General features: G+C 67.5%; 20 protein-coding genes and 1 riboswitch. Of the genes, 11 read left to right on the forward strand and 9 right to left on the reverse strand.

The window, feature by feature from the left end:
- The first annotated feature begins 28 nt into the window (after nt 1–28).
- Nucleotides 29–415, forward strand: a complete 387-nt coding sequence (locus tag QQL24_RS06730) for a DUF2794 domain-containing protein (RefSeq protein ID WP_284311137.1) — start codon at nt 29–31, stop codon at nt 413–415.
- A gap of 85 nt (nt 416–500) precedes the next feature.
- Here the strand turns inward: QQL24_RS06730 and QQL24_RS06735 are convergent, their stop codons facing one another.
- Nucleotides 501–1,106 carry an arylesterase gene (locus QQL24_RS06735; protein WP_431310650.1) on the reverse strand — a complete coding sequence of 202 codons (606 nt, stop codon included), beginning with the start codon at nt 1,104–1,106 and terminating at the stop codon, nt 501–503.
- A 71-nt stretch (nt 1,107–1,177) separates the two neighbouring features.
- On the opposite strand from QQL24_RS06735, the gene QQL24_RS06740 reads away from it, so the two are divergent.
- Nucleotides 1,178–1,876: an ABC transporter ATP-binding protein gene (locus QQL24_RS06740; protein ID WP_284311139.1), complete on the forward strand. Its 699-nt coding sequence runs from the start codon at nt 1,178–1,180 to the stop codon at nt 1,874–1,876.
- A gap of 149 nt (nt 1,877–2,025) precedes the next feature.
- Here the strand turns inward: QQL24_RS06740 and QQL24_RS06745 are convergent, their stop codons facing one another.
- The 7 genes from QQL24_RS06745 to QQL24_RS06775 form a co-directional block, all read right to left on the reverse strand.
- Nucleotides 2,026–2,538, reverse strand: a complete 513-nt coding sequence (locus QQL24_RS06745; RefSeq protein ID WP_284311140.1) for a VOC family protein — start codon at nt 2,536–2,538, stop codon at nt 2,026–2,028.
- Between the two features lie 144 nt (nt 2,539–2,682).
- A complete protein-coding gene (gene cobO / locus QQL24_RS06750) occupies nt 2,683–3,288 on the reverse strand; it encodes a cob(I)yrinic acid a,c-diamide adenosyltransferase (RefSeq protein ID WP_284311141.1) in 606 nt (201 codons plus the stop codon).
- On the reverse strand, nt 3,285–3,809 hold the full coding sequence (gene cobU, locus QQL24_RS06755) for a bifunctional adenosylcobinamide kinase/adenosylcobinamide-phosphate guanylyltransferase (protein WP_284311142.1): 525 nt from the start codon (nt 3,807–3,809) through the stop codon (nt 3,285–3,287). The genes cobO and cobU overlap by 4 nt, the downstream gene beginning before the upstream one ends.
- A 199-nt stretch (nt 3,810–4,008) precedes the next feature.
- Nucleotides 4,009–6,195 (reverse strand): xanthine dehydrogenase family protein molybdopterin-binding subunit, encoded by a 2,187-nt coding sequence (locus tag QQL24_RS06760; RefSeq protein ID WP_284311143.1) that lies wholly within the window; start codon nt 6,193–6,195, stop codon nt 4,009–4,011.
- A 4-nt stretch (nt 6,196–6,199) separates the two neighbouring features.
- Nucleotides 6,200–6,655 carry a (2Fe-2S)-binding protein gene (locus QQL24_RS06765; RefSeq protein ID WP_284311144.1) on the reverse strand — a complete coding sequence of 152 codons (456 nt, stop codon included), beginning with the start codon at nt 6,653–6,655 and terminating at the stop codon, nt 6,200–6,202.
- Nucleotides 6,656–6,856: 201 nt separating this feature from the next.
- A complete protein-coding gene (locus tag QQL24_RS06770) occupies nt 6,857–7,468 on the reverse strand; it encodes an AraC family transcriptional regulator (protein WP_284311145.1) in 612 nt (203 codons plus the stop codon).
- A gap of 34 nt (nt 7,469–7,502) precedes the next feature.
- The gene (locus QQL24_RS06775) at nt 7,503–7,880 is read right to left on the reverse strand and encodes a hypothetical protein (RefSeq protein ID WP_284311146.1); all 378 of its coding nucleotides are present in this window, start codon (nt 7,878–7,880) and stop codon (nt 7,503–7,505) included.
- Nucleotides 7,881–7,975: 95 nt separating this feature from the next.
- A riboswitch (cobalamin riboswitch) is annotated at nt 7,976–8,167 on the forward strand.
- Between the two features lie 106 nt (nt 8,168–8,273).
- On the opposite strand from QQL24_RS06775, the gene QQL24_RS06780 reads away from it, so the two are divergent.
- From QQL24_RS06780 to cobJ, 7 genes are all read left to right on the forward strand, one after another.
- Nucleotides 8,274–8,657 carry a DUF1636 family protein gene (locus QQL24_RS06780; protein WP_284311147.1) on the forward strand — a complete coding sequence of 128 codons (384 nt, stop codon included), beginning with the start codon at nt 8,274–8,276 and terminating at the stop codon, nt 8,655–8,657.
- Entirely contained in the window at nt 8,654–9,688 is a 1,035-nt protein-coding gene (cobW, locus tag QQL24_RS06785) for a cobalamin biosynthesis protein CobW (protein WP_284311148.1), read from the forward strand. Before QQL24_RS06780 ends, cobW begins: the two co-directional genes overlap by 4 nt.
- The gene (cobN, locus tag QQL24_RS06790; RefSeq protein WP_284311149.1) at nt 9,688–13,188 is read left to right on the forward strand and encodes a cobaltochelatase subunit CobN; all 3,501 of its coding nucleotides are present in this window, start codon (nt 9,688–9,690) and stop codon (nt 13,186–13,188) included. Before cobW ends, cobN begins: the two co-directional genes overlap by 1 nt.
- Nucleotides 13,185–14,564: a precorrin-3B synthase gene (gene cobG / locus QQL24_RS06795; protein WP_284311150.1), complete on the forward strand. Its 1,380-nt coding sequence runs from the start codon at nt 13,185–13,187 to the stop codon at nt 14,562–14,564. Before cobN ends, cobG begins: the two co-directional genes overlap by 4 nt.
- Nucleotides 14,557–15,186 (forward strand): precorrin-8X methylmutase, encoded by a 630-nt coding sequence (locus tag QQL24_RS06800; RefSeq protein WP_284311151.1) that lies wholly within the window; start codon nt 14,557–14,559, stop codon nt 15,184–15,186. The genes cobG and QQL24_RS06800 overlap by 8 nt, the downstream gene beginning before the upstream one ends.
- Nucleotides 15,183–15,911, forward strand: coding sequence for a precorrin-2 C(20)-methyltransferase (locus tag QQL24_RS06805; RefSeq protein WP_284311152.1), 729 nt, complete (start codon nt 15,183–15,185; stop codon nt 15,909–15,911). The genes QQL24_RS06800 and QQL24_RS06805 overlap by 4 nt, the downstream gene beginning before the upstream one ends.
- A gap of 157 nt (nt 15,912–16,068) precedes the next feature.
- Nucleotides 16,069–16,818 carry a precorrin-3B C(17)-methyltransferase gene (gene cobJ, locus QQL24_RS06810; RefSeq protein ID WP_284311153.1) on the forward strand — a complete coding sequence of 250 codons (750 nt, stop codon included), beginning with the start codon at nt 16,069–16,071 and terminating at the stop codon, nt 16,816–16,818.
- Nucleotides 16,819–17,067: 249 nt separating this feature from the next.
- On the opposite strand, the gene QQL24_RS06815 is transcribed toward cobJ, so the two are convergent.
- A complete protein-coding gene (locus QQL24_RS06815) occupies nt 17,068–17,799 on the reverse strand; it encodes a cobalt-precorrin-6A reductase (protein ID WP_348536438.1) in 732 nt (243 codons plus the stop codon).
- 119 nt (nt 17,800–17,918) lie between these two features.
- Here QQL24_RS06815 and cbiE point away from each other — a divergent pair, with 119 nt between their 5' ends.
- Both cbiE and QQL24_RS06825 read left to right on the forward strand, forming a co-directional pair.
- A complete protein-coding gene (gene cbiE, locus QQL24_RS06820) occupies nt 17,919–19,142 on the forward strand; it encodes a precorrin-6y C5,15-methyltransferase (decarboxylating) subunit CbiE (protein ID WP_284311154.1) in 1,224 nt (407 codons plus the stop codon).
- Nucleotides 19,139–19,525: a cobalamin biosynthesis protein gene (locus QQL24_RS06825; RefSeq protein ID WP_284311155.1), complete on the forward strand. Its 387-nt coding sequence runs from the start codon at nt 19,139–19,141 to the stop codon at nt 19,523–19,525. The genes cbiE and QQL24_RS06825 overlap by 4 nt, the downstream gene beginning before the upstream one ends.
- Nucleotides 19,526–19,531: the final 6 nt, after the last annotated feature.

Below are 19,531 nucleotides of genomic sequence, written 5' to 3' on the forward strand. Positions count from 1 at the left end.
TATGACGACACGCCACAAAGGAGGCGTCATGACGGAGGCCGATCCGCCGGGATCGCAGGTGTCGCGAAGCGAAAGCGCAGACATTGCGTATTTTCCCGCTTCGCGACGGCCCGATCCACCAGCCATCGCCTTTGACCGGCACGAATTGCGCCAGATCATGAATCTCTATGGTCGCATGGTTTCCTATGGCGAATGGCGCGACTATGCCATCGACTTCCTGCGCGACAAGGCGGTGTTCTCGATCTTCCGCCGCGCATCCGAAATGCCGCTCTACCGCATCGTCAAGGACCCCGCGCTGGCCCAGCGCCAGGGCGCCTACAGCGTACTGGCGCCCACGGGGATGATCCTCAAGCGCGGCCATGACCTCGCACGCGTGCTGCAGGTGATCGACAAGCCGGTACGGGTGGTAGTGTAGGCTGGGACCGCCGGCTTTCCAGCCGGCCACCCTTGCCCCAAACGTCGCGTTCTGAAGAGCTGGCTGGAAAGCCAGCGCTCCCAGCCTATTTCAGCCCCTTCACGAATCCCGCCACCACCGGCGTGAGCCTGCCGACGATCACGTCCACCCCATCGGCCGTCGGATGCATGCCGTCGGCCTGGTTGAGTTTCGGCGTGCCGGCGACGCCGTCGAGGAAGAAGGGATAGAGCGGCACCTGATATTTCGCGGCGAGGTCGGGATAGATCGCGTCGAACGTCTTCTGGTAGTCGGCGCCGAGATTGGGGGCGGCGCGCATGCCCAGCAGCAGCACGGGGATATTGCGTTGCTTGAGCTGGACCAGGATCTGGTCGAGATTGGCGCGGGCCTGGCCCGGATCCATGCCGCGCAGCATGTCGTTGGCGCCGAGTTCCAGCAGCACGCCCTTGGTGCCGTCGGGCACCGACCAGTCGAGGCGGGCAAGGCCGCCATCGGTGGTATCGCCGGAGACGCCGGCATTGTCGATCGCCACATCGATACCTTGCCTGGCGAGCGCCGCCTGAAGCTTGGCCGGATAGGCATTCTGGGCTTCGAGGCCGAGGCCAGCCGTCAGGCTGTCGCCCAGCGCCACCAGGTGCGGCGGCTCGGCGCGGGCCGCGAAGCCGCTGACAAGGAACGTGAGAATTGCCACAATCGATGCGTAGATGCGAAGACGAACCACGGAAAACCTTTCGAGTGCCCCAAATTCCTGCAAGCACCCCTATCATGAATGACGCTGTCGACCTCACCGATGTCCATCTCAGCCTCGGCACCGGCGCGGCGCGCGTTCACATTCTCAAGGGCGTTACGCTGAAAATAAGGCAGGGGGAGGCCGTCGGCCTTGTCGGACCCTCGGGCTCTGGCAAATCGACGCTGCTGATGACCCTGGGTGGACTGGAGCGGCCGGACAGCGGCACGGTGCGCGTCGCCGGCCAGGATCTCGGCACGCTCAACGAGGATGGCCTGGCCCGTTTCCGCGGCCGGCATATCGGCGTGGTCTTCCAGTCCTTCCACCTCATCCCGACCATGACGGCGCTGGAAAATGTCGCCGTGCCGCTGGAACTGGCCGGCCGGCGCGATGCCTTCGACAAGGCGCGGGCTGAACTGGAGGCGGTCGGCCTCGGTGCGCGCACGGCGCACTATCCGGCGCAATTGTCGGGCGGCGAACAGCAGCGCGTGGCTCTCGCCCGGGCGCTTGCACCGGAACCGGCAATCCTGATCGCGGACGAACCCACCGGCAATCTCGACGAGGGCACGGGCACCAGCATCGTCGAGCTGATGTTCCGCCTCAAGCGCGAGCGCGGCGCCACGCTGGTGCTGGTGACGCACGACCTCGGCCTCGCCGCCCGCTGCGACCGCATGATCCGCATCCGTTCGGGCCATATCGAGGCGGACGAGGCGGCGAAGATCGAGGCGGCGGAGTAGCGCTGGGAGCGCGGACGTCTCGTCCGCTCTTGAAACGCGCCGCTGAAGGATAGGGCTGCAACGAAATTGAATTGAGCAAACCAAAACGGGCAGTGTCTTATCCCAAGCCGCTTTGTTTCAAGAGCGGACAGGATGTCCGCGCTCCCAGGTTACGCCTTCAACAGCCCCGGCACATCCAGCCGCCGCGTATACATCGCCAGCTTGCCGTCCTCGGCCCGAGGCCAATCCTCCTGCGGCCGGTCCCAGTAGAGCTCCACGCCGTTCTGGTCGGGATCGCGCAGATAGAGCGCCTCGCTGACGCCGTGGTCGCTGGCGCCGTCGAGCTCGATGCCGGCGGCCAGCACGCGGCGCAGCGCATCGGCGAGCGCCGCACGCGTCGGATAGAGGATGGCGGTGTGGTAGAGGCCGGTCGAGCCGGGCGGTGGGGGCGAGCCGCCCTTGCTCTCCCAGGTGTTGAGGCCGAGATGGTGGTGGTAGCCCCCGGCCGAGAGGAAGGCGGCCTGCGAGCCATAGCGCGCCATCACGTCGAAGCCGAGCACGCCGACATAGAAGCCGAGCGCCCGGTCGAGATCGGCGACCTTGAGATGGACATGGCCGATCTTCACGCCGGCAGAAACGGGCTGGGGAGCGGGGTCGAGGGGATGGAGCGGTTCGGTCGACATGGATGGGTTCCTTTTCTCAGTGTGAGATAGGCTTTCCGCTCGCTTTTGACCATGCGCGGATTGGAAGAAGTCTGCTGCCGGGGGGAGGATGCTTCTCCATAGACGCTAACATGAAATGCAGAGGCTTGCGTCGCGCTCTTCGCTCTAAAACTCGATGCCTTCCTGCGCCTTCACCCCGGCGGCGAAATGGTGCTTCACCAGCGTCATCTCCGTCACCAGATCGGCCGCCTCGATCATCTCCGGCTTGGCATTGCGGCCGGTGACGATGACATGCAGGTCCGGGCGGCGCGCCTTGAGGGTGGCCACCACCTCGGCGAGGTCGAGATAATCGTAGCGCAGGGCGATGTTGATCTCGTCGAGCACCACCAGGCGCATGCCGGGATCGGCCAGCATGTCCTTGGCCGCCTCCCAGGCGCGGCCGGCCGCGGCGATGTCGCGGGCGCGGTCCTGCGTTTCCCAGGTGAAGCCCTCGCCCATGCTCTTCCAGCTGACGAGATCGTCGAAGCGCTCCAGCGCTTTGCGCTCGCCGGTGGACCAGGCCCCCTTGATGAACTGCACCACGCCGACACGCCAGCCATGGCCGAGCGCACGCATGATCAGGCCGAAAGCGGCGGTCGACTTGCCCTTGCCTGGGCCGGTGTTGACGATCAACAGGCCTTTTTCGGTGATCGTCTTGGAAGCGACCTCGGCGTCCTGCACCGCCTTGCGCTTTTCCATCTTCGCCTTGTGGCGTGCTTCATCGTCCGTCATTTCACCACCATGGGCAGGCCCGCCACCATGAAGACGACGCGGTCGGCAAGCGCTGCGATCTGTTGATTGAGCCGTCCCTGCTCGTCCCGGAAGGCGCGGGCGAGGGCATTGTCTGGCACGATGGACAGGCCGACCTCGTTGGAGACCAGCACCACCGGGCCCGGGGTGGAAGCGAGTGCCTCGGCAAGTCTCGCGAAGGCGGGCTGCAGGGCATGCTTGCCCAGCATGAGATTGGTGAGCCAGAGGGTGAGGCAGTCGACAAGGATCGGCCCCTTGGCCGCACTGATCGCCTCGGGCAGAGCGAGTGGGGCATCCACGGTGCGCCAGCTCTCATCGCGCCGCGCCTGATGATCGGCGATGCGGTCGCGCATCTCCTCGTCGAAGGCCTGGGCGGTGGCGATATAGGTCCAGGGCGCAGGATGGGCCGAGATCAGCGCCTCGGCATGGCGGCTCTTCCCGGAACGGGCGCCGCCGAGGACAAAGGTGAGGCGAGGGGAAGTCCTAAGACGAGGGGAAGTCATGGGGCCTGTGTGGCGGGTTTGGCGGCGGATGGCAAGCCCGGGAGCGCGGACTTCCAGTCCGCTCTTGAACCACAGACGCAAACGAAGAGGGCGGTGCCCGCTTCGGTCGAGGAAACCGAAAGGAGGCGCCGCTCCTTCCTACCAACTCATCGTTTCAAGAGCGGACTGGAAGTCCGCGCTCCCAGGGAGACGCCCCCAGTCACGCCCCGCTCGACAGGTCCACATTCTTGATCGGCAAGGCGCGGATGCGCTTGCCGGTGGCGTTGAAGATGGCGTTGCAAACGGCAGGGGCGATCGGCGGGGTGCCGGGCTCGCCGATGCCGCCCCATTTGGTGCCGCCACTCAGCACCAGATGCGTCTCGATCTTCGGCGTGTCGGCGAGGCGAGCGACCTCGTAGTCGTCGAAATTGCCCTGCACCACCGCGCCCTTGTCGATGGTGATCTCGCCGAACAGGGCGGCCGAAAGGCCGTAGACCACCGCACTTTCGATCTGCATCACCGCCGTGAGCGGGTTGACGACATGGCCGCAATCCACCGCCGCCACCACGCGGTCGACCTTCACCTCGCCCTTCGGGCTGACGGTAAGCTCGACCACTTCGCCGACGATGGTGCCGAAGGATTCATGGATGGCGATGCCGCGCCCGGCCCCCTTGGGCAGCGGCTTGTCCCAGTCGCTCTTCTTGGCCAGCGTGTCGAGCACGGCGAGGAAGTCCGGCTTGCCCTCCAGGAGCTTGCGCCGATAGCGATAGCCGTCCATGCCCGCCGCCTGCGCCAGCTCGTCGATGAAGCCTTCCAGGGCGAAGGCGTTCTGCGAGGACCCGACCGAGCGCCAGAACATCACCGGCACATGGGTGTTCTTGAGGATGCAGTCGACCTGCGTCGCCGGAGAGCGGTAGGGCATGTTGGCGAGGCCCTCCACGGCCGAGGGCTCGACGCCGTTCTCCACCTTGCCCAAGCCGAGCGAGCGCTGGATCGAGCCGACGGCGGTGCGCATATGCATCGCCGTGGGCAGGCCGTCCGTACCGAGCGCGGCCTGGAAGCGGATGGCGGCCTGGGGGCGATAGCGGTCGTGCCGCATGTCGTCCTCGCGGGTCCAGACCAGCTTCACCGGCTTGCCGACTACCTTGGAGATGGTCACGGCCTGGACGAGTTCGTCGTTCACCGCGCGCCGGCCGAAGCCGCCGCCGAGGAAGCAGTTGTGGATCTCGACCTCACTTGGCGGCACGCCTGCGGCCTTGGCGGCGAGCTGCAGGGCCATGTCGGGGTTCTGCGTGCCCATCCAGATCTCGACCTTGCCCTCGGTGACATGGGCCGTACAGTTGAGCGGCTCCATCGGGGCGTGGGCGAGATGCGGCGCCTGGTAGAGGGCATCGACGCGCTTGCCGGCGCTGAGCCCGGCGTCGACATCGCCCTCCTTCTTGGCGGTGACGGCCGGCCCGTCGAGCGCCGCGATATAGTCGGCGTCGAACTGCTTGGAGGTGGTGCTGGCGGCAGGCCCCTCATCCCAGACGATCGGCAGATTGGCGAGGGCTTCCTTGGCGCGCCAGAAGCGGTCGGCGACCACGGCGACACCGCCCTCGATCGGCACCACGGCGATGACGCCGCGGCGGCCCTTGATGGCGCTCTCGTCATAGGACTTCACCGTGCCACCGAAGACGGGGCAGGTGGCCGCGGCGGCATAGACCATGTCGGGCAGGCGGATATCGATGCCGAACTTGGCGGCGCCGACGAGCTTGGGCGGCGTATCGAGACGGGCCACAGGCTTGCCGATCAGGGTGAACTGGTCCGGCGTCTTGATGGCGGGATCGCCGGCGAGCGTAACCTTGGCAGCCTCGGCCGCAAGCTCGCCATAGCGCAGGTTCCTGCCGCTGGCCTGGTGCATCACCTTGCCATTGTCGACGCTGCAGCTCTCGGGCGAAACGTTCCAGCGCGCGGCCGCCGCCTGCACCAGGCGCACGCGGGCATTGGCGCCGGCCGCTTGCAGGAACTCGCGCGACCGCCGGACTGCGCCCGAGCCGCCGGTGCCCATGCGCTTGTAGACGTTGTTCTCGCGCAGGTTCCGGCTGGCGGACGCATATTCGGCCTTCACCTCGGCCCAGTCGCAGCCGAGTTCCTCTGCCACGATCATTGGCAGTGAGGTGAAGATGCCCTCGCCCATTTCCGATTGGGCGACGCGGATGATCACGGTGTCGTCGGGCTCGACCATGATCCAGGCGTTGATCTCCTCGCCCGCCTTGTTCTCGTCCCAGGGTTGCCTGTCGATGACCAGCGCCTGGGTGGCTTGCGGAATGATGCCGCCGATCATCAGACCGCCGGCGGCAGTGAGCGAGATCGAAAGGAAGCGGCGGCGGTTCAGGATCGCGAGGTTCTTGTCAATGGCGTTCATGGTCCTACCCCTTCATCATGTCGGCGGCGCGATGGATGGCGGCGCGGATGCGCGGATAGGTGCCGCAACGGCAGATATTGGTGATGGAATTATCGATGTCCTCGTCGCTCGGGTGCGGCGTGTCCTTGAGGAAGGCGGCGGCGGCCATGATCTGGCCGGACTGGCAATAGCCGCATTGCGGCACGTCCTCGGCCAGCCAGGCCTGCTGCACCGGATGCTTGCCGTCGGGCGATAGGCCCTCGATGGTAGTGATGTGGGCGCCATCCACGTCGCCGACCTGGGTCTGGCAGGAGCGTATGGCGGCGCCTTCGACATGCACGGTACAGGCGCCGCATTGGGCGATGCCGCAGCCGAACTTCGTGCCGGTGAGGCCGAGTTCGTCGCGGAGGACCCAAAGCAGAGGGGTTTCGGGCTCAATATCGAGCCGATGCGAAATATTATTTACAATAAGGGCAACCATAAGCAGGCCTTTCAGCGGCTGATGCGCGGCAGAAGACCGGGCCCATCGGCGTTGGCCTTCTGTTGGGCGATTGCGAGGAGGCCAGATTAGCAGCATCCGAGGGGGCTGAACGGCAGGGTAACGCAGACGTGAGTCATCGTTATCGGCGGGGAGCGCGTCGTGATTTCCGCGTTTCCAAAGCCGGCAAAGTGCCGTACCGGTTCAGCGCTTGGGATGAAAATCCGACTGCGGCTGGATCTTCTCCGCCGAGAAAGTGCCGACGCCGAGGATCACCTTGCCCCTGGGCACCGTGATGTTGCGGGCGACGCCCGACCCCTTGAGCAGGCCGGCCCGCAGGTCCGGATCCGGATCGCGGAAGGTGTCGCCGGCCTCGAGCCTGCAACTGTCGACCGTGATGGCGCCGAGCAACTGGCTGCCCGAGCCGAGCTCACTCTCGCCGAACACCGCCGCGCCGTTCTGGTAGCGCCCCGTGTCGCCGATAAGAATATGAGCGCCGGGCCGATTCGCCTTCGCCGTGAAACCGCCCTCGCCGAACTGGTTGCCGGAACCGATGACGATGGCACCGAGCGAGGCCTCCACCAGCGTGTTGGTGTGGAAGATATTGCGGTCACCGATGGTGAGTTCACCCGCCGCCTCGCAGAGGAGGTAGACGCAGGGAAAGATCGTGTTCCCGCCGCCGATTTGGGCCCTTGCCGAGATCAGCGCCGAATAGGGATCGTAGATGCGATTGCCGGCCTCGATCAGCCGGACGACCTCCTCGATGGTCAGCAGGTTCTGGGCACGCCGCAGGTCGTCGAGCTGGGAGGGATGCACGCGGTCGGGAGCTTTCTGATGATAGGGAAGAGGGTCAGTGCTTGAGCAGGAGCCTGCTGTAGCCGAGGGCGTCACCGCTAATGGCCACCAGCACGCCGACGGATACCAGAGTGAGGCCGATCAGGAAGATTCGGACGAGGCGCTGGTAGATCGGCTCCTCGAGGGAGGAGACGGACAGCATGCCCGCCATCGACCAGATCTGGAAAAAGATGCCGACAGCGATGAGGATCACGGCAGCGAGGTCCTCGGGTATCCAGTTGCCCGGTTGGGAAGCCCAGTTGTTGAGGAAGCCGAGCGAGAAGGCGAGCACCACGCCGATGGCCGTCACCGAGCCATTGCGGAAGGTGGAGTCTATCCGCTTCGGCGGCTCGACAACAGGCGTCGGCGGCGGGGAGGGCGTCTCGTCGGCCATGGCAGCCTCGATGCTTGAGAGCTATTCGCTGATCTTATGCCGGATTTTGCGGCAGTGATGGAAGCGGGAACATTGACAAGCCGGCTCGCGCGGCCCTTATGTCATGCGCGAACGGTCTCTCTCGTCGAGAGAGAAGAGGGAATGCGGTGCGGGCCTTGTCCCAAAGCCGAGGCTGCCCCCGCAACTGTAAGCGGCGAGCGCCCTGCCACAGGCCACTGGGAAACCGGGAAGGCGGCGGAGCGCGGTGAGCCGTGAGCCAGGAGACCTGCCGTTCGCAGGCAATACACCGGTCCGGGCGGGGCGCCGCGGCCATCGGTCCCTTTTTTGGAAGATCGCCGGCCTTGCCGTCGCTTCCGGCGCCCCGCAGCCGTTCCGGCGGCATGAATGGGGCCGATGCAAGAAACTCCGCTGCCAGTCCTGGTGCATGTGTGCGTGACCTGCCGGCGCGAAGGCGATGATCCCGAGGCGCCGCGCCAGGGTTCTCGCCTGCGCGATGCCCTTGTCGGGCTCCTCCCGGATGGCATGACACTCCAGCCGGTCGAATGCCTCGGCAATTGCAAGCGCTCCTGCACCGTGGCGCTGTCGGCCCAGGGCAGCTGGACCTATGTCTTCGGCGATCTCACGGCCGAGAGCGGGCCGGATGTCGTCACCGGCGCCAGGCTCCTCGCTCATTCGACGGATGGCCTGATGCCCTGGCGCGGCCGCCCCGAACCTTTCAAGCGCAGCATGATCGCGCGCATCCCTCCCATCCAACCTCTCAAGGACGCCGCCGAATGAACGCGCACAGCAAGGTTCCCTGCACCATCGTCACCGGCTTCCTCGGCGCCGGCAAGACGACGCTGATCCGCAACCTCCTCGCCACCGCCAATGGCCGCAGGCTCGCTCTGATCGTCAACGAGTTCGGCGATGTCGGCGTCGATGGCGACATCCTGAAATCCTGCGGTATCGAGAGCTGCCCGGAGGACGCGATCGTCGAACTCGCCAATGGCTGCATCTGCTGCACCGTGGCGGATGATTTCGTGCCGGCGCTCGAAACCCTGCTCGCCCGGCCCAATGCGCCCGAGCATATCGTCATCGAGACCTCCGGCCTGGCGCTGCCCAAGCCCCTGGTGAAGGCCTTCAACTGGCCGGCGATCCGCTCGCGCGTCACTGTTGATGGCGTGATCGCCGTGGTCGATGGTGCCGCCGTCGCTGCCGGCCGCTTTGCCGATGATCCCGAGGAGCTCAAGCGCCAGGCCGAGGGCGATGCCTCGCTCGACCACGACAATCCGCTGGAGGAGGTCTATGAGGACCAACTCCTCTGCGCCGACCTCGTGGTGCTGAACAAGGCCGATCTGATGTCGGCGGTCGAGGCCGACAGCGTCGAGAAGGATATCGAGAAGACCGTGCCGCGCGCGGTGAAGGTGGTGCGCACCTCAGAAGGCCGCATCGATGCGGCGGTGCTGCTCGGCATCGGGGCGGCGGCGGAGAGCGACCTCGAAGCACGCCCCTCGCATCACGACCACGAGGAGGAGCATGATCACGACGATTTCGACACCTTCATTGTTGACCTGCCCGCCATCCTCGAAGCCGACGCGCTGGTCCGCAGGCTGAAGGCCGCCGCCGAGACCCATGACATCCTGCGCATCAAGGGCTTCGTCGCGGTTGAAGGCAAGCCGATGCGCCTGCTGGTGCAGGGCGTCGGCGCCCGCTTCTCGCAGCATTTCGACCGCGCCTGGGCACCGGGCGAGGCCCGCGCCAGCCGCCTCGTCATCATTGGCGAGAAGGGCATCGACCAGGGCGCCATCCGCCTGGCATTGGAGGCCTGATGCATCTGCTGCCTGCCGATACGCGTTCGCTCGATGCCAGCGAGGCGGCCATCGATCTGGGCCAGGCGCCCGGGCCGATCGTCTTTGCCTCGCTGACCGATAGCGACCTCGCTCTGGCGGCAGCTTCCGGGCTCGAGGATCTACGCCTCGCGCCCCTGCAGAGACTGCGCCACCCGATGTCGGTGGATCTCTATGTCGAGAACACGGCGAGGCACGCGAAGGCCATCGTCGTGCGGCTGCTCGGCGGCATGGATTACTGGCGTTATGGCGTCGAGGAACTGGCGTCCGCTGCTCGCGCGCAAGGCATCGCGCTGGCGCTGATTCCCGGCGATGCCAGGCCGGATGGCCGGCTCGCCGCGCTCTCCACCGTGCCGGCAGAGGTGCTGGAGACGCTGGCGCGCTATTGGCGCGAGGGCGGGGTGACGAATGTGCGGGCGTCGCTGCTTTATGCCGCGCGGCTGGGTGGGCTGGATTACGGCGAGCCGGACGAGCCGGTCGCGGTGCCGAAGTTTGGCATGCTGGGAGCGCGGACATCTTGTCCGCATCTTGGAAACGAGTCGCTACTCGGGAAGGAAGATGCGGACAAGATGTCCGCGCTCCCAGCCGTCATCCTGTTCTACCGCTCGATCCTGCTCTCCGCGGACACCGCCCCCATCACCGCCCTCACAGAGGCCCTGGAAGCCCAAGGTCTCGCCCCCACCGCCCTCTATGTCGGCTCCCTCAAGGACGCCGAGACCGGCGCCTGGGTGCGCGAGCAGCTCAAGGCCTTGAAGCCCACCGTCATCCTTAATGCCACCGCCTTCTCCGCGCTCGACGACGACGGCGCCTCGCCGCTCGACGTCGCCGATTGCCCCGTGCTGCAGGTCATCACCTCCTCCTCTGCCGAGGAGGCCTGGGAGGCATCCAGCCGCGGCCTTTCGGCCGGCGATCTCGCCATGCATGTGGCCTTGCCCGAACTCGACGGCCGCCTCAGCGCCGGCGTGATCTCCTTCAAGGCCGAGCGGCAGGCCGGCGCCTTCTCGCATCTGGCGCATCAGCCGCATGTGGAGCGCATCGCCGCCGTGGCCGCCAAGGCCGCAGCCTGGGCCCACCTCGCCGCCAAGCCGCGGGCGGAGCGTCGGCTCGGCCTGGTGCTCTCCAACTATCCCGGCGCGGACGGGCGTCTTGCCCATGCCGTCGGGCTGGACGCCCCGGCCTCGACGCTGGCGATCCTCGACCGGCTGGAGGCAGAGGGCTATGTGATCGCAGATCGTCCGAAGGACGGGGCGGAACTGCTCCAGCGGCTGGAGCCGATTCCCGGGACCGCAGGCGTCTCGCCTGCTCTTGGAAACGATGCCGGCTTAGATAAGGGCACGGTTTCGGTGTGCCGGTCTTCAGACCGGCATGCCCGCGACGGCGAAGAAGATGCCGGTCTGAAGACCGGCACACCGAGCCTGCGCCTTTCCCTCCAGGCCTATCGCACGTGGCTCGACGCCCTCCCGCAAGCCATCCGCGAAAAGCTCCTCACGCACTGGGGCGATCCTGCCACCGATCCCCTCTGCGTCGACAACACCTTCACCTTTGCCGGCCTCACCTGCGGCCATGTCGCCATCGCCATCCAGCCGGAACGTGGCTCGGCCCTCGACCGCAAGGGCGATCACCATTCGCCAGACCTGCCGCCGCGCCATGCCTATCTCGCCTTCTATCTCTGGCTGCGCGAGAGCTTCGGCATGGATGCGATGATCCATCTCGGCACCCATGGCACGCTGGAGTGGCTGCCCGGCAAGGCCGCCGCCCTCTCGGCGGCGTGCTTCCCGGAACTGGCGGCCGGTCCTCTGCCGGTGCTCTATCCCTTCATCGTCAACAATCCCGGCGAGGCGGCGCAGGCCAAGCGCCGGCTCGGCGCCGTGACCATCGGCCACCTCACGCCACCCTTGCGCGAGGCCGGGCTCTCGGGCGCCGCGATCGAAGTGGAGCGGCTGATCGACGAATATGCCAGCGCCGACGGACTCGACCCGCGCCGCATGGGCTATCTGCGCCGCGAGATCATCGAGAAGGCGCAAGATGGCGGCCTCGCCGCCGAATGCGGTATCGCCCCCGATCTCGGCGAAGAGGAGACGCTCGCCCGCCTCGATGCCTTCCTCTGCGACGTCAAGGAGTTGCAGATCCGCGACGGCCTGCATGTCTTCGGGCAGGCGCCGGCGGAGTCCGGCCACCTCCTCGATGTCCTGGCCGCAGCCAGCGGCGAAGCCGAGCGCCCGGTGCTGGCGGCCCGGCTCGATCGCTGCGGCGAGGCCGAGATGACGGGCCTGATCGCCGGGCTCGACGGCCGCTTCGTCCGGCCGGGTCCGGCCGGCGCGCCGACAAGGGGCCGGGCGGACGTGTTGCCCACCGGGCGCAACCTCACCACGCTCGATCCGCGCGCCATCCCCACCCGCGCCGCCTATGCGATTGGATCGCGTGCGGCCGATGCCCTAGTGCAGCGCTTCCGGCAAGATCACGGCGACCATCCCCGCCGCATCGTGCTCGACCTCTGGGGCTCGGCCACCATGCGCACGGGAGGCGATGATCTCGCCCAGGCTCTGGCCCTGCTCGGCGTCAGGCCGATCTGGGACAACGGTTCCAACCGCGTCTCCGGCTTCGAGATCCTGCCGCAAGCCAGGCTCGACCGGCCGCGCGTCGACGTCACCCTGCGCATCTCCGGCCTGTTCCGCGATGTCTTCGCCCAGCAGATCGCTCTGTTCGACGAGGTCGTACGGGCGGTCGCCGCGCTGGATGAGACGCCAGAGTGGAACCCGCTGGCCGAAGCAGCCCGCGCCAGTGGTGAACGCCCGCTACGCATCTTCGGCGCCGCGCCCTCCGCCTATGGCGCCGGCATCACCGACCGCATCGCCCGCGGCGCCTGGGAGACCCGCGCCGATCTCGGCCGCGATTATCTCGCCGCCAGCGCCCATGCCTATGGCGCCGGCTTGGACGGCGATGCCGCCCCCGCCGATTTTGCTGCGCGCGTCGCCAGCGCCGATGCCCATGTGCATGGTCAGGATCATCGCGAGATCGACATTCTCGATGATGTCACCTTCGCCGCGCATCAGGGCGGCTTCGCCGCGGCGCTGGAAGCGCTCGGCGCCAAGGCCGCGCTCTACCACGCCGATCTCAGCAATCCGCAGGCGCCGAAGCTGCGCAGCCTCGGCGAGGAGGTCGGCCGCCTCGTGCATGGCCGCGCAGCCAGCCGGCGCTGGATCGACGGCATGATGGCGCATGGCTATGCCGGCGCCGCCGAGATGGCGAACGCCATGGACTCGCTCTTCGCCTTCTCCGCCACGGCCGGCGTCGTCACCAACGCCGCCTTCGACCGCATGCACGAGGCCTATGTCGAGGACGCCGAGGTCGGCGCCTTTCTCGAAAAGCACAATCCGGCGGCTGGCCGCGCCATCCGCGCGCGCCTTGCAGAAGCAATCCGCCGCGGCCTTTGGCAGCCCCGGCGCAATTCCGCCAGCCAGCTCCTGGACGACGCGGCATGAGCGGGCAGCGCAAGGGGTGGTGCCCAGGCGCCCTCAAGCCGATGCGCACCGGCGACGGCCTGCTCGTGCGCGTGCGACTGACCGGCGGACGATTGTCGCCGGCGCTGGCGGCGGCGCTAGCGCAGGCGGCGAGGGAGCATGGCAACGGCCTGTTCGACCTGACAGCGCGCGCCAATCTGCAGCTTCGCGGCGTGCGGGATGAGACGCTGCAGCCGCTGCTTGATCGCTTGTCGGAGCTTGGCGTGCTGGATGACAGCGCGGCGGCGGAGCAGGTGCGCAACGTGCTGGCGAGCCCGCTGGCGGGGCTGGACGAGACGGCGCTGATCGATGTGAGCCCGTTAGTGGTGGAGCTGGAGCGGCGGCTGACCGGGGACGAGCGCTTTCATGCGCTACCGCCCAAGTTTGGCTTTCTGGTCGACGGCGGCGGGGTGTTGCCGCTGGAGGGGATCGAGGCGGATATCGGGTTGCGGGCGGTGAGTGCGGATGCTTTCAGGCTGACGGCCGATGTGACGGAAGTCGGGCCGGTTTCGAAGGGCGAGGCAGTTGAAGCGGCGTTAGAGGTCGCAGAGCAGTTCCTGCAAACGCGTCAACCTGAAGAACGTCGCATGCGGGACGTGGTGAGACGCCTGCCAGCCGAGGCGCGGGCCCTCCCCACGAAGCTGGGGAGGGGCAGGGGTGGGGTGTGGTCCGCTAGGGAGACCTCTACGGACAGGGCTCAGCCAAGCTTGGCCCCGCCTTATCCGGAGGTTCCATCGCAAGCGGACCACCCCCCCTCCGACCTCACTCCGTTCGGCCACCTCCCCCAGCTTCGTGGGGGAGGCGAGTCGCACCTCGCTGGCAAGTATGACACCTTCTTTGCCGCTGCGGCTCCCTTCGGCCGGCTCGATGCACGCCAGCTCGAAGGTTTTGCCACACTCGCGCAAGCCCACAACCTCGAACTCCGCCTCACGCCCTGGCGAGCCATCCTGCTCGCCTCGAACACCACCCCACCCCCTGAGCTTGGGGACAACATCGCCGCCCTCGGTCTCGTCAGCGACCCCTCGGACCCCCGCCTTGCCATTGCCGCTTGCCCCGGCAGTCCTTCTTGTCTATCCGGCGAGGCTCCGGCGCAGGTCGATGCTGCGAGGCTCGCGCCCGCGTTGGCGCCTTTCATTCAGGCGGGAGCTTCCGTGCACGTCTCAGGCTGTGCCAAGGGCTGCGCGCGGCGGGCGCCGGCCTCGATCGTGCTGGTGGGGGAGGCGGGGCGCTACGCTGTGGCTTTCGAGGCCGACAGCAAGGCGGCGAGCTCCTGGCCGGCGATGGAAGTAGACGAAATAGCGGCGTTCCTGGCCAAGAACCCGCAACTGAACAGTTCCAAGAGCAAGTCCCATGTCTGAACGCGACTATATCCGTGACGGTGCCGAGATCTATCGCCGCTCCTTCGCGATGATCCGGGCCGAGAGCGACCTGTCGCGCTTCACGGCGGAGCAGGCGCCCGTCGTCGTGCGCATCATCCATGCCTGCGGCATGGTGGAGGTCGCCGGCGATGTCGAGATGTCGGCCGACCTCGTTTCGGCCGCCCGCGCTGCGCTGCGGGCTGGCGCCCCGATCCTGTGCGATTCCAAGATGGTTGCCAACGGCGTCACCCGCGCCCGCCTGCCTGCGGACAACCCGGTGATCTGCACGCTGGACGATCCGCGCACGCCTGATATCGCCAGGGAAATCGGCAATACCCGCAGCGCGGCGGCCATGGAGTTGTGGCGCAAGCACCTCGGTGGCGCCCTGGTCGCCATCGGCAATGCGCCGACCGCACTCTACCACCTAATGGACATGATCGACAAAGGCGCGTCCAAGCCTGCCGCCATCCTCGGCGTTCCCGTCGGCTTTGTCGGCGCTGCCGAATCCAAGCACGATCTCCGTGCCTGGGGCCAGGTGCCCTGGCTGATCGTGCAGGGGCGCAAGGGCGGCAGCGCCATGACGGCGGCGGCGATCAACGCGCTGGCGAGCGAAATCGAATGAGCGCCGGCCGTCTCTACGGTGTCGGGGTCGGCCCCGGCGATCCCGAGCTGATGACGCTGAAAGCGGCGCGGCTCCTACGCTCGGCGCCGGTCGTCGCCTATTTCTGCAAGCTGGGCAACCGTGGCCATAGCCGCACCATCATCGAGGGCTTCCTCGCCGACGACGTGATCGAGGAGCAGCTTGCCTATCCGATGACGACGGAGGTCGCCGCCTCCGATCCGGCCTATCGAACTGCGCTGACCAGCTTCTACGACGCTTCCACCGCGCGTCTGTCCGCCCATCTCGACGCGGGGCGCGATGTCGTGGTGGTGTCGGAGGGGGATCCCTTCTTCTACGGCTCGTTCATGCCGATCTTCCATCGCCTGTCTTCCTCCTATGAGACGGAGGTGGTGGCCGGCGTCTCCGGCATGGCGGGCTGCTGGACCCGGGCGGGCACGCCGATCACCTATGGCGACGATATCCTCACCGTGCTGCCGGCGACACTGGGGCGCGAGGCGCTGAAGCGCCATCTCGAACTCGCCGACGCGGCCGTGATCATGAAACTCGGCCGCCACTTCGCCAAGGTGCGCGAGGTGCTGGAAGAGCTCGGCCTCGCCGCCCGCACCGTCTATGTCGAGCGCGGCACCATGGCGGGCGAAAAGATCCTGCCGCTGCCGCCGGCTGATTTCACCGGCGCGCCGTACTTTGCCATGCTGCTGGTGCCAGGGCAGGGGCGGCTGCTGTGAGGGAGATGGTGGGTCATCCCGTGCGCAACGCAGCGCAAAGCGACGCGATGCAGACACGGGACCGTTCTCCGTTTGCGCCTCTTTCGTCAGGCTGTCCCGTGTCTGCGGCGCGTCATTGCATGCCGCACCGCGCACGGGATGACGAGGAGGGCCTCCCATGACCGGCCGCGTCATGATCATCGGCCTCGGGCCCGGCCCTGCCAAATGGGTGACGCCCGAGGCGAACACGCTGCTGGCCGAGGCTACCGACATCATCGGCTATGGCCCCTATGTCGCCCGCGTGCCGCCCAGCAAGGCCGTGCGCCATGCCAGCGACAACCGCGTCGAGATCGACCGGGCTCGTCATGCCCTCGAACTCGCAGCCGATGGCGCGCAGGTGGCCGTGGTCTCGGGCGGCGATCCCGGCGTGTTCGCCATGGCGGCGGCGGTGTTCGAGGCGGTCGAGGTCGGCGAGGAAAGCTGGCGCGAGCTCGACATCGTGGTGGCGCCTGGCGTAACGGCGGTGCTGGCGGCGTCGGCCCGCATCGGCGCGCCCCTCGGCCATGATTTCTGCGTGATCTCGCTCTCCGACAATCTCAAGCCCTGGTCGATCATCGAAAAGCGGCTGGTCGCAGCGGTCGAGGGCGATTTCGTGCTTGCCCTCTACAACCCGGCTTCGAAGGCGCGGCCGGACCAGATCGCCAGGGCTTTCGAGATCCTGCGCCGAAAGGCCGGCGAGCGCGTCGTCATCCTGGCCAAGGCGGTGGGGCGGCCGGATGAGGAGATCGTCTATACCAGTCTAAAGGCGGTGGAGCCCGCTGATGTCGACATGCGCACGCTGGTGCTGATCGGCTCCTCGCAGACACGGATGATCGCGCGCGAGGACAAGGAGCCGTGGGTCTACTCGCCGCGCCGCTGGGAGGCGTGAGTGAGGGGGCGCGAGCTTTCCGGAGTAGAGCGCGACTCGCCTCCCCCACGGAGCTGGGGGAGGTGGGCCGGCGAAGCCGGCTCGGAGGGGGTGTGGGCCGACAGGCTCGACCTCCCAGAAAAGCGCTCCGCTTCTTTGCGAAATGGCACCTCATCCTGTCATGAGCAGCTAGCGGACCACACCCCCTCCGACCTCGCTTCGCGAGGCCACCTCCCCCAGCTTCGTGGGGGAGACCTGTCGCGCTTGCCGCTAGGCCGATCTCTTCTCGATCCAGGCCAGCGCCTCTTCCGCCGTCGCAACGCTTTCCACTTCCACCACCTCAGGCCGCTTCAGCAGGATCACTGGCAGCCCCAATCGCCTCGCCGCGACAATCTTGCCATAGGTCGCGCTTCCACCCGAATTCTTGGTGACCACCACCTCGATCTCTTCCTCCTGCATCAGCGCAAGCTCGTCCTCCTCTGCAAACGGCCCGCGCGCCAGGATCAGCCTGGCATAAGGCGGCAGTTCCTCCGGCGCGTCGACCGAGCGCACCAGGTAGAAATGCTGGGGCGCGGCGAGAAAGGCTGGCAGTTCCAGGCGGCCGGTGGTCAGGAAGACGCGGCGCGGCTTGGCTCCCAGCGCGACGGCCGCCGCTTCGGCATCCGCCACTTCGGTCCAGTCGTCGCCGGGCTCGGCGCGCCAGGCAGGGCGGCACAGGGTGAGCAGTGGCACGCTCGTCCGCTGCGCCGCCGCCACCGCATTGGCCGACATCTGCTCGGCGAAGGGATGGGTGGCGTCGACCATCGCCGCCACCTGATGCTCATTGAGGAAGGCGCTCAGTCCGTCCACGCCGCCGAAGCCGCCGATGCGATGGGGAATGGGCGGCGGCGCCGGGTTCTGCGTGCGGCCGGCCAGCGAGAGCATGGCTGGGATCCCCGGGCGCTCGGCCAGCAGGCGCGCCAATGCCGCCGCTTCGGTTGTGCCGCCGAGGATAAGGATCATGATGACCTCCAAAGCAAAATGCGTTTGGCTAGAGGCGGTCTTCCGGATTGGCTCATTGTCATCAGAGCATTTTGCGATTCTTGGCGACGCGACGAAGGTATGGCGTCTATGGGGATTCGATGAGCGCTATCAATCATTCCCAACGCTGGCTGTCCATCGTGGGCATCGGGGAGGACGGCCTTGCGGGCCTTTCGCCGATCGCAGCCGCTGTGGTCGCCCAGGCGGAGTTGCTGGTCGGCGGCGCGCGCCATCTCGCCATGGTGTCGGCGGGATCGGCTGAGCGCCTGGCCTGGCCGCCGCTTCTCAGCGGTGCGATCGCTGAGATCGAGGCGGCGAGGGGCCGGCGCGTCGTGGTCCTGGCGTCGGGTGATCCCTTCCTCTGGGGCGTCGGCGTTACGCTGGCCCGCTCCATCCCGGCCGAGGAGATCGCCTGCTATCCCGCGCCGTCCTCCTTCGCGTTGGCTGCAGCCCGGCTCGGCTGGGCGCAGCAGGATTGTGCGCTGATCTCGCTGCATGGCCGCCCCCTCGAGACGCTGGTGCCGCATGTCCAGCCCGGCGCACGCATCCTGGCACTGAGCTGGGACGGCAAGACTCCGGCCAGGGCTGCCGAGCGCCTCACCGCCATGGGCTTCGGCCCCTCGCGCCTCATCGTGCTGGAGCGCATGGGCGGGCCGAACGAGGTGATTCGTACGGCACGGGCCGATACTTTCGATCTCAGGGATGTCGACCCGCTGAACGTGCTGGCCATCGAGGCCATGCCAGGTCTGGAGGCGCGGCCTTTGCCGCTCACCGCCGGGCTGCCTGACGAGTTTTTCGAGAACGACGGCCAGCTCACCAAGCGTGAGATCCGGGCGGTGACACTCTCGGCGCTGCATCCGCTCAAGGGCGAGCTTCTGTGGGATATCGGCCTCGGTGCCGGCTCGATCGCCATCGAGTGGCTGCTGCGCCATCCCGCCAACCGCGCCATAGGCATCGAGGAGAATGCCGAGCGTGGGGCGCGGGCGATCGTCAACGCCGTCAATCTGGGCACGCCGCACCTGCGCATCGTGCATGGCGCGGCCCCGGCGGCACTTGAGGGGCTGGAGGCGCCGGATGCCGTCTTCATCGGCGGCGGCGTGGGCGATGAAGCGGTGTTCTCGGCCGCCTGGGCCGCGCTGAAGCCGGGCGGCCGGCTGGTCGCCAATGCCATCACGCTGGAAAGCGAGCAGAGGCTGGCACAATATTTCGCCCGTCACGGCGGCAGCCTGATCCGTGTTTCCGTCGAGCGGCTCGTGCCCGTCGGCAGCATGCATGGCTGGCGGCCGGCCATGCCGGTGACGCAATGGAGCGTGGTGAAGCCATGACCCGTATCGTCGCCGCCGGGCTCGGCTGCCGCAGGGACTGTCCTGGCGCGGAGATCGCCGCGCTCGTGCGCCTGGCGCTGGACGAGGCGGGCCTCGCGCCCGGCGATCTCGCCGGCCTGTTCGCCCCGGCCTTCAAGCAGGGCGAGGCGGGGCTCACCGCGGCGGCGGTCCTGCTCGGCGTGCCGCTGGTGCTGATGCCGGAGACGGCGATGAAGGAGGCCGAGCCACGGGCTGTCACGCGTTCCGAACGGGTGGTGGCCTTGACCGGACTCGGCAGCGTGGCCGAAACCGCGGCGCTGGCGGGGGCTGGACCGCGGTCGCGACTCCTGCGCGCGCGCATTGCGAGCGCGCACGCGACCTGTGCCCTGGCCGTAAGCGAGTAAGGATTC

The sequence above is a fragment of the Labrys miyagiensis genome, assembly GCF_030160835.1.
Taxonomy (GTDB): domain Bacteria; phylum Pseudomonadota; class Alphaproteobacteria; order Rhizobiales; family Labraceae; genus Labrys; species Labrys miyagiensis.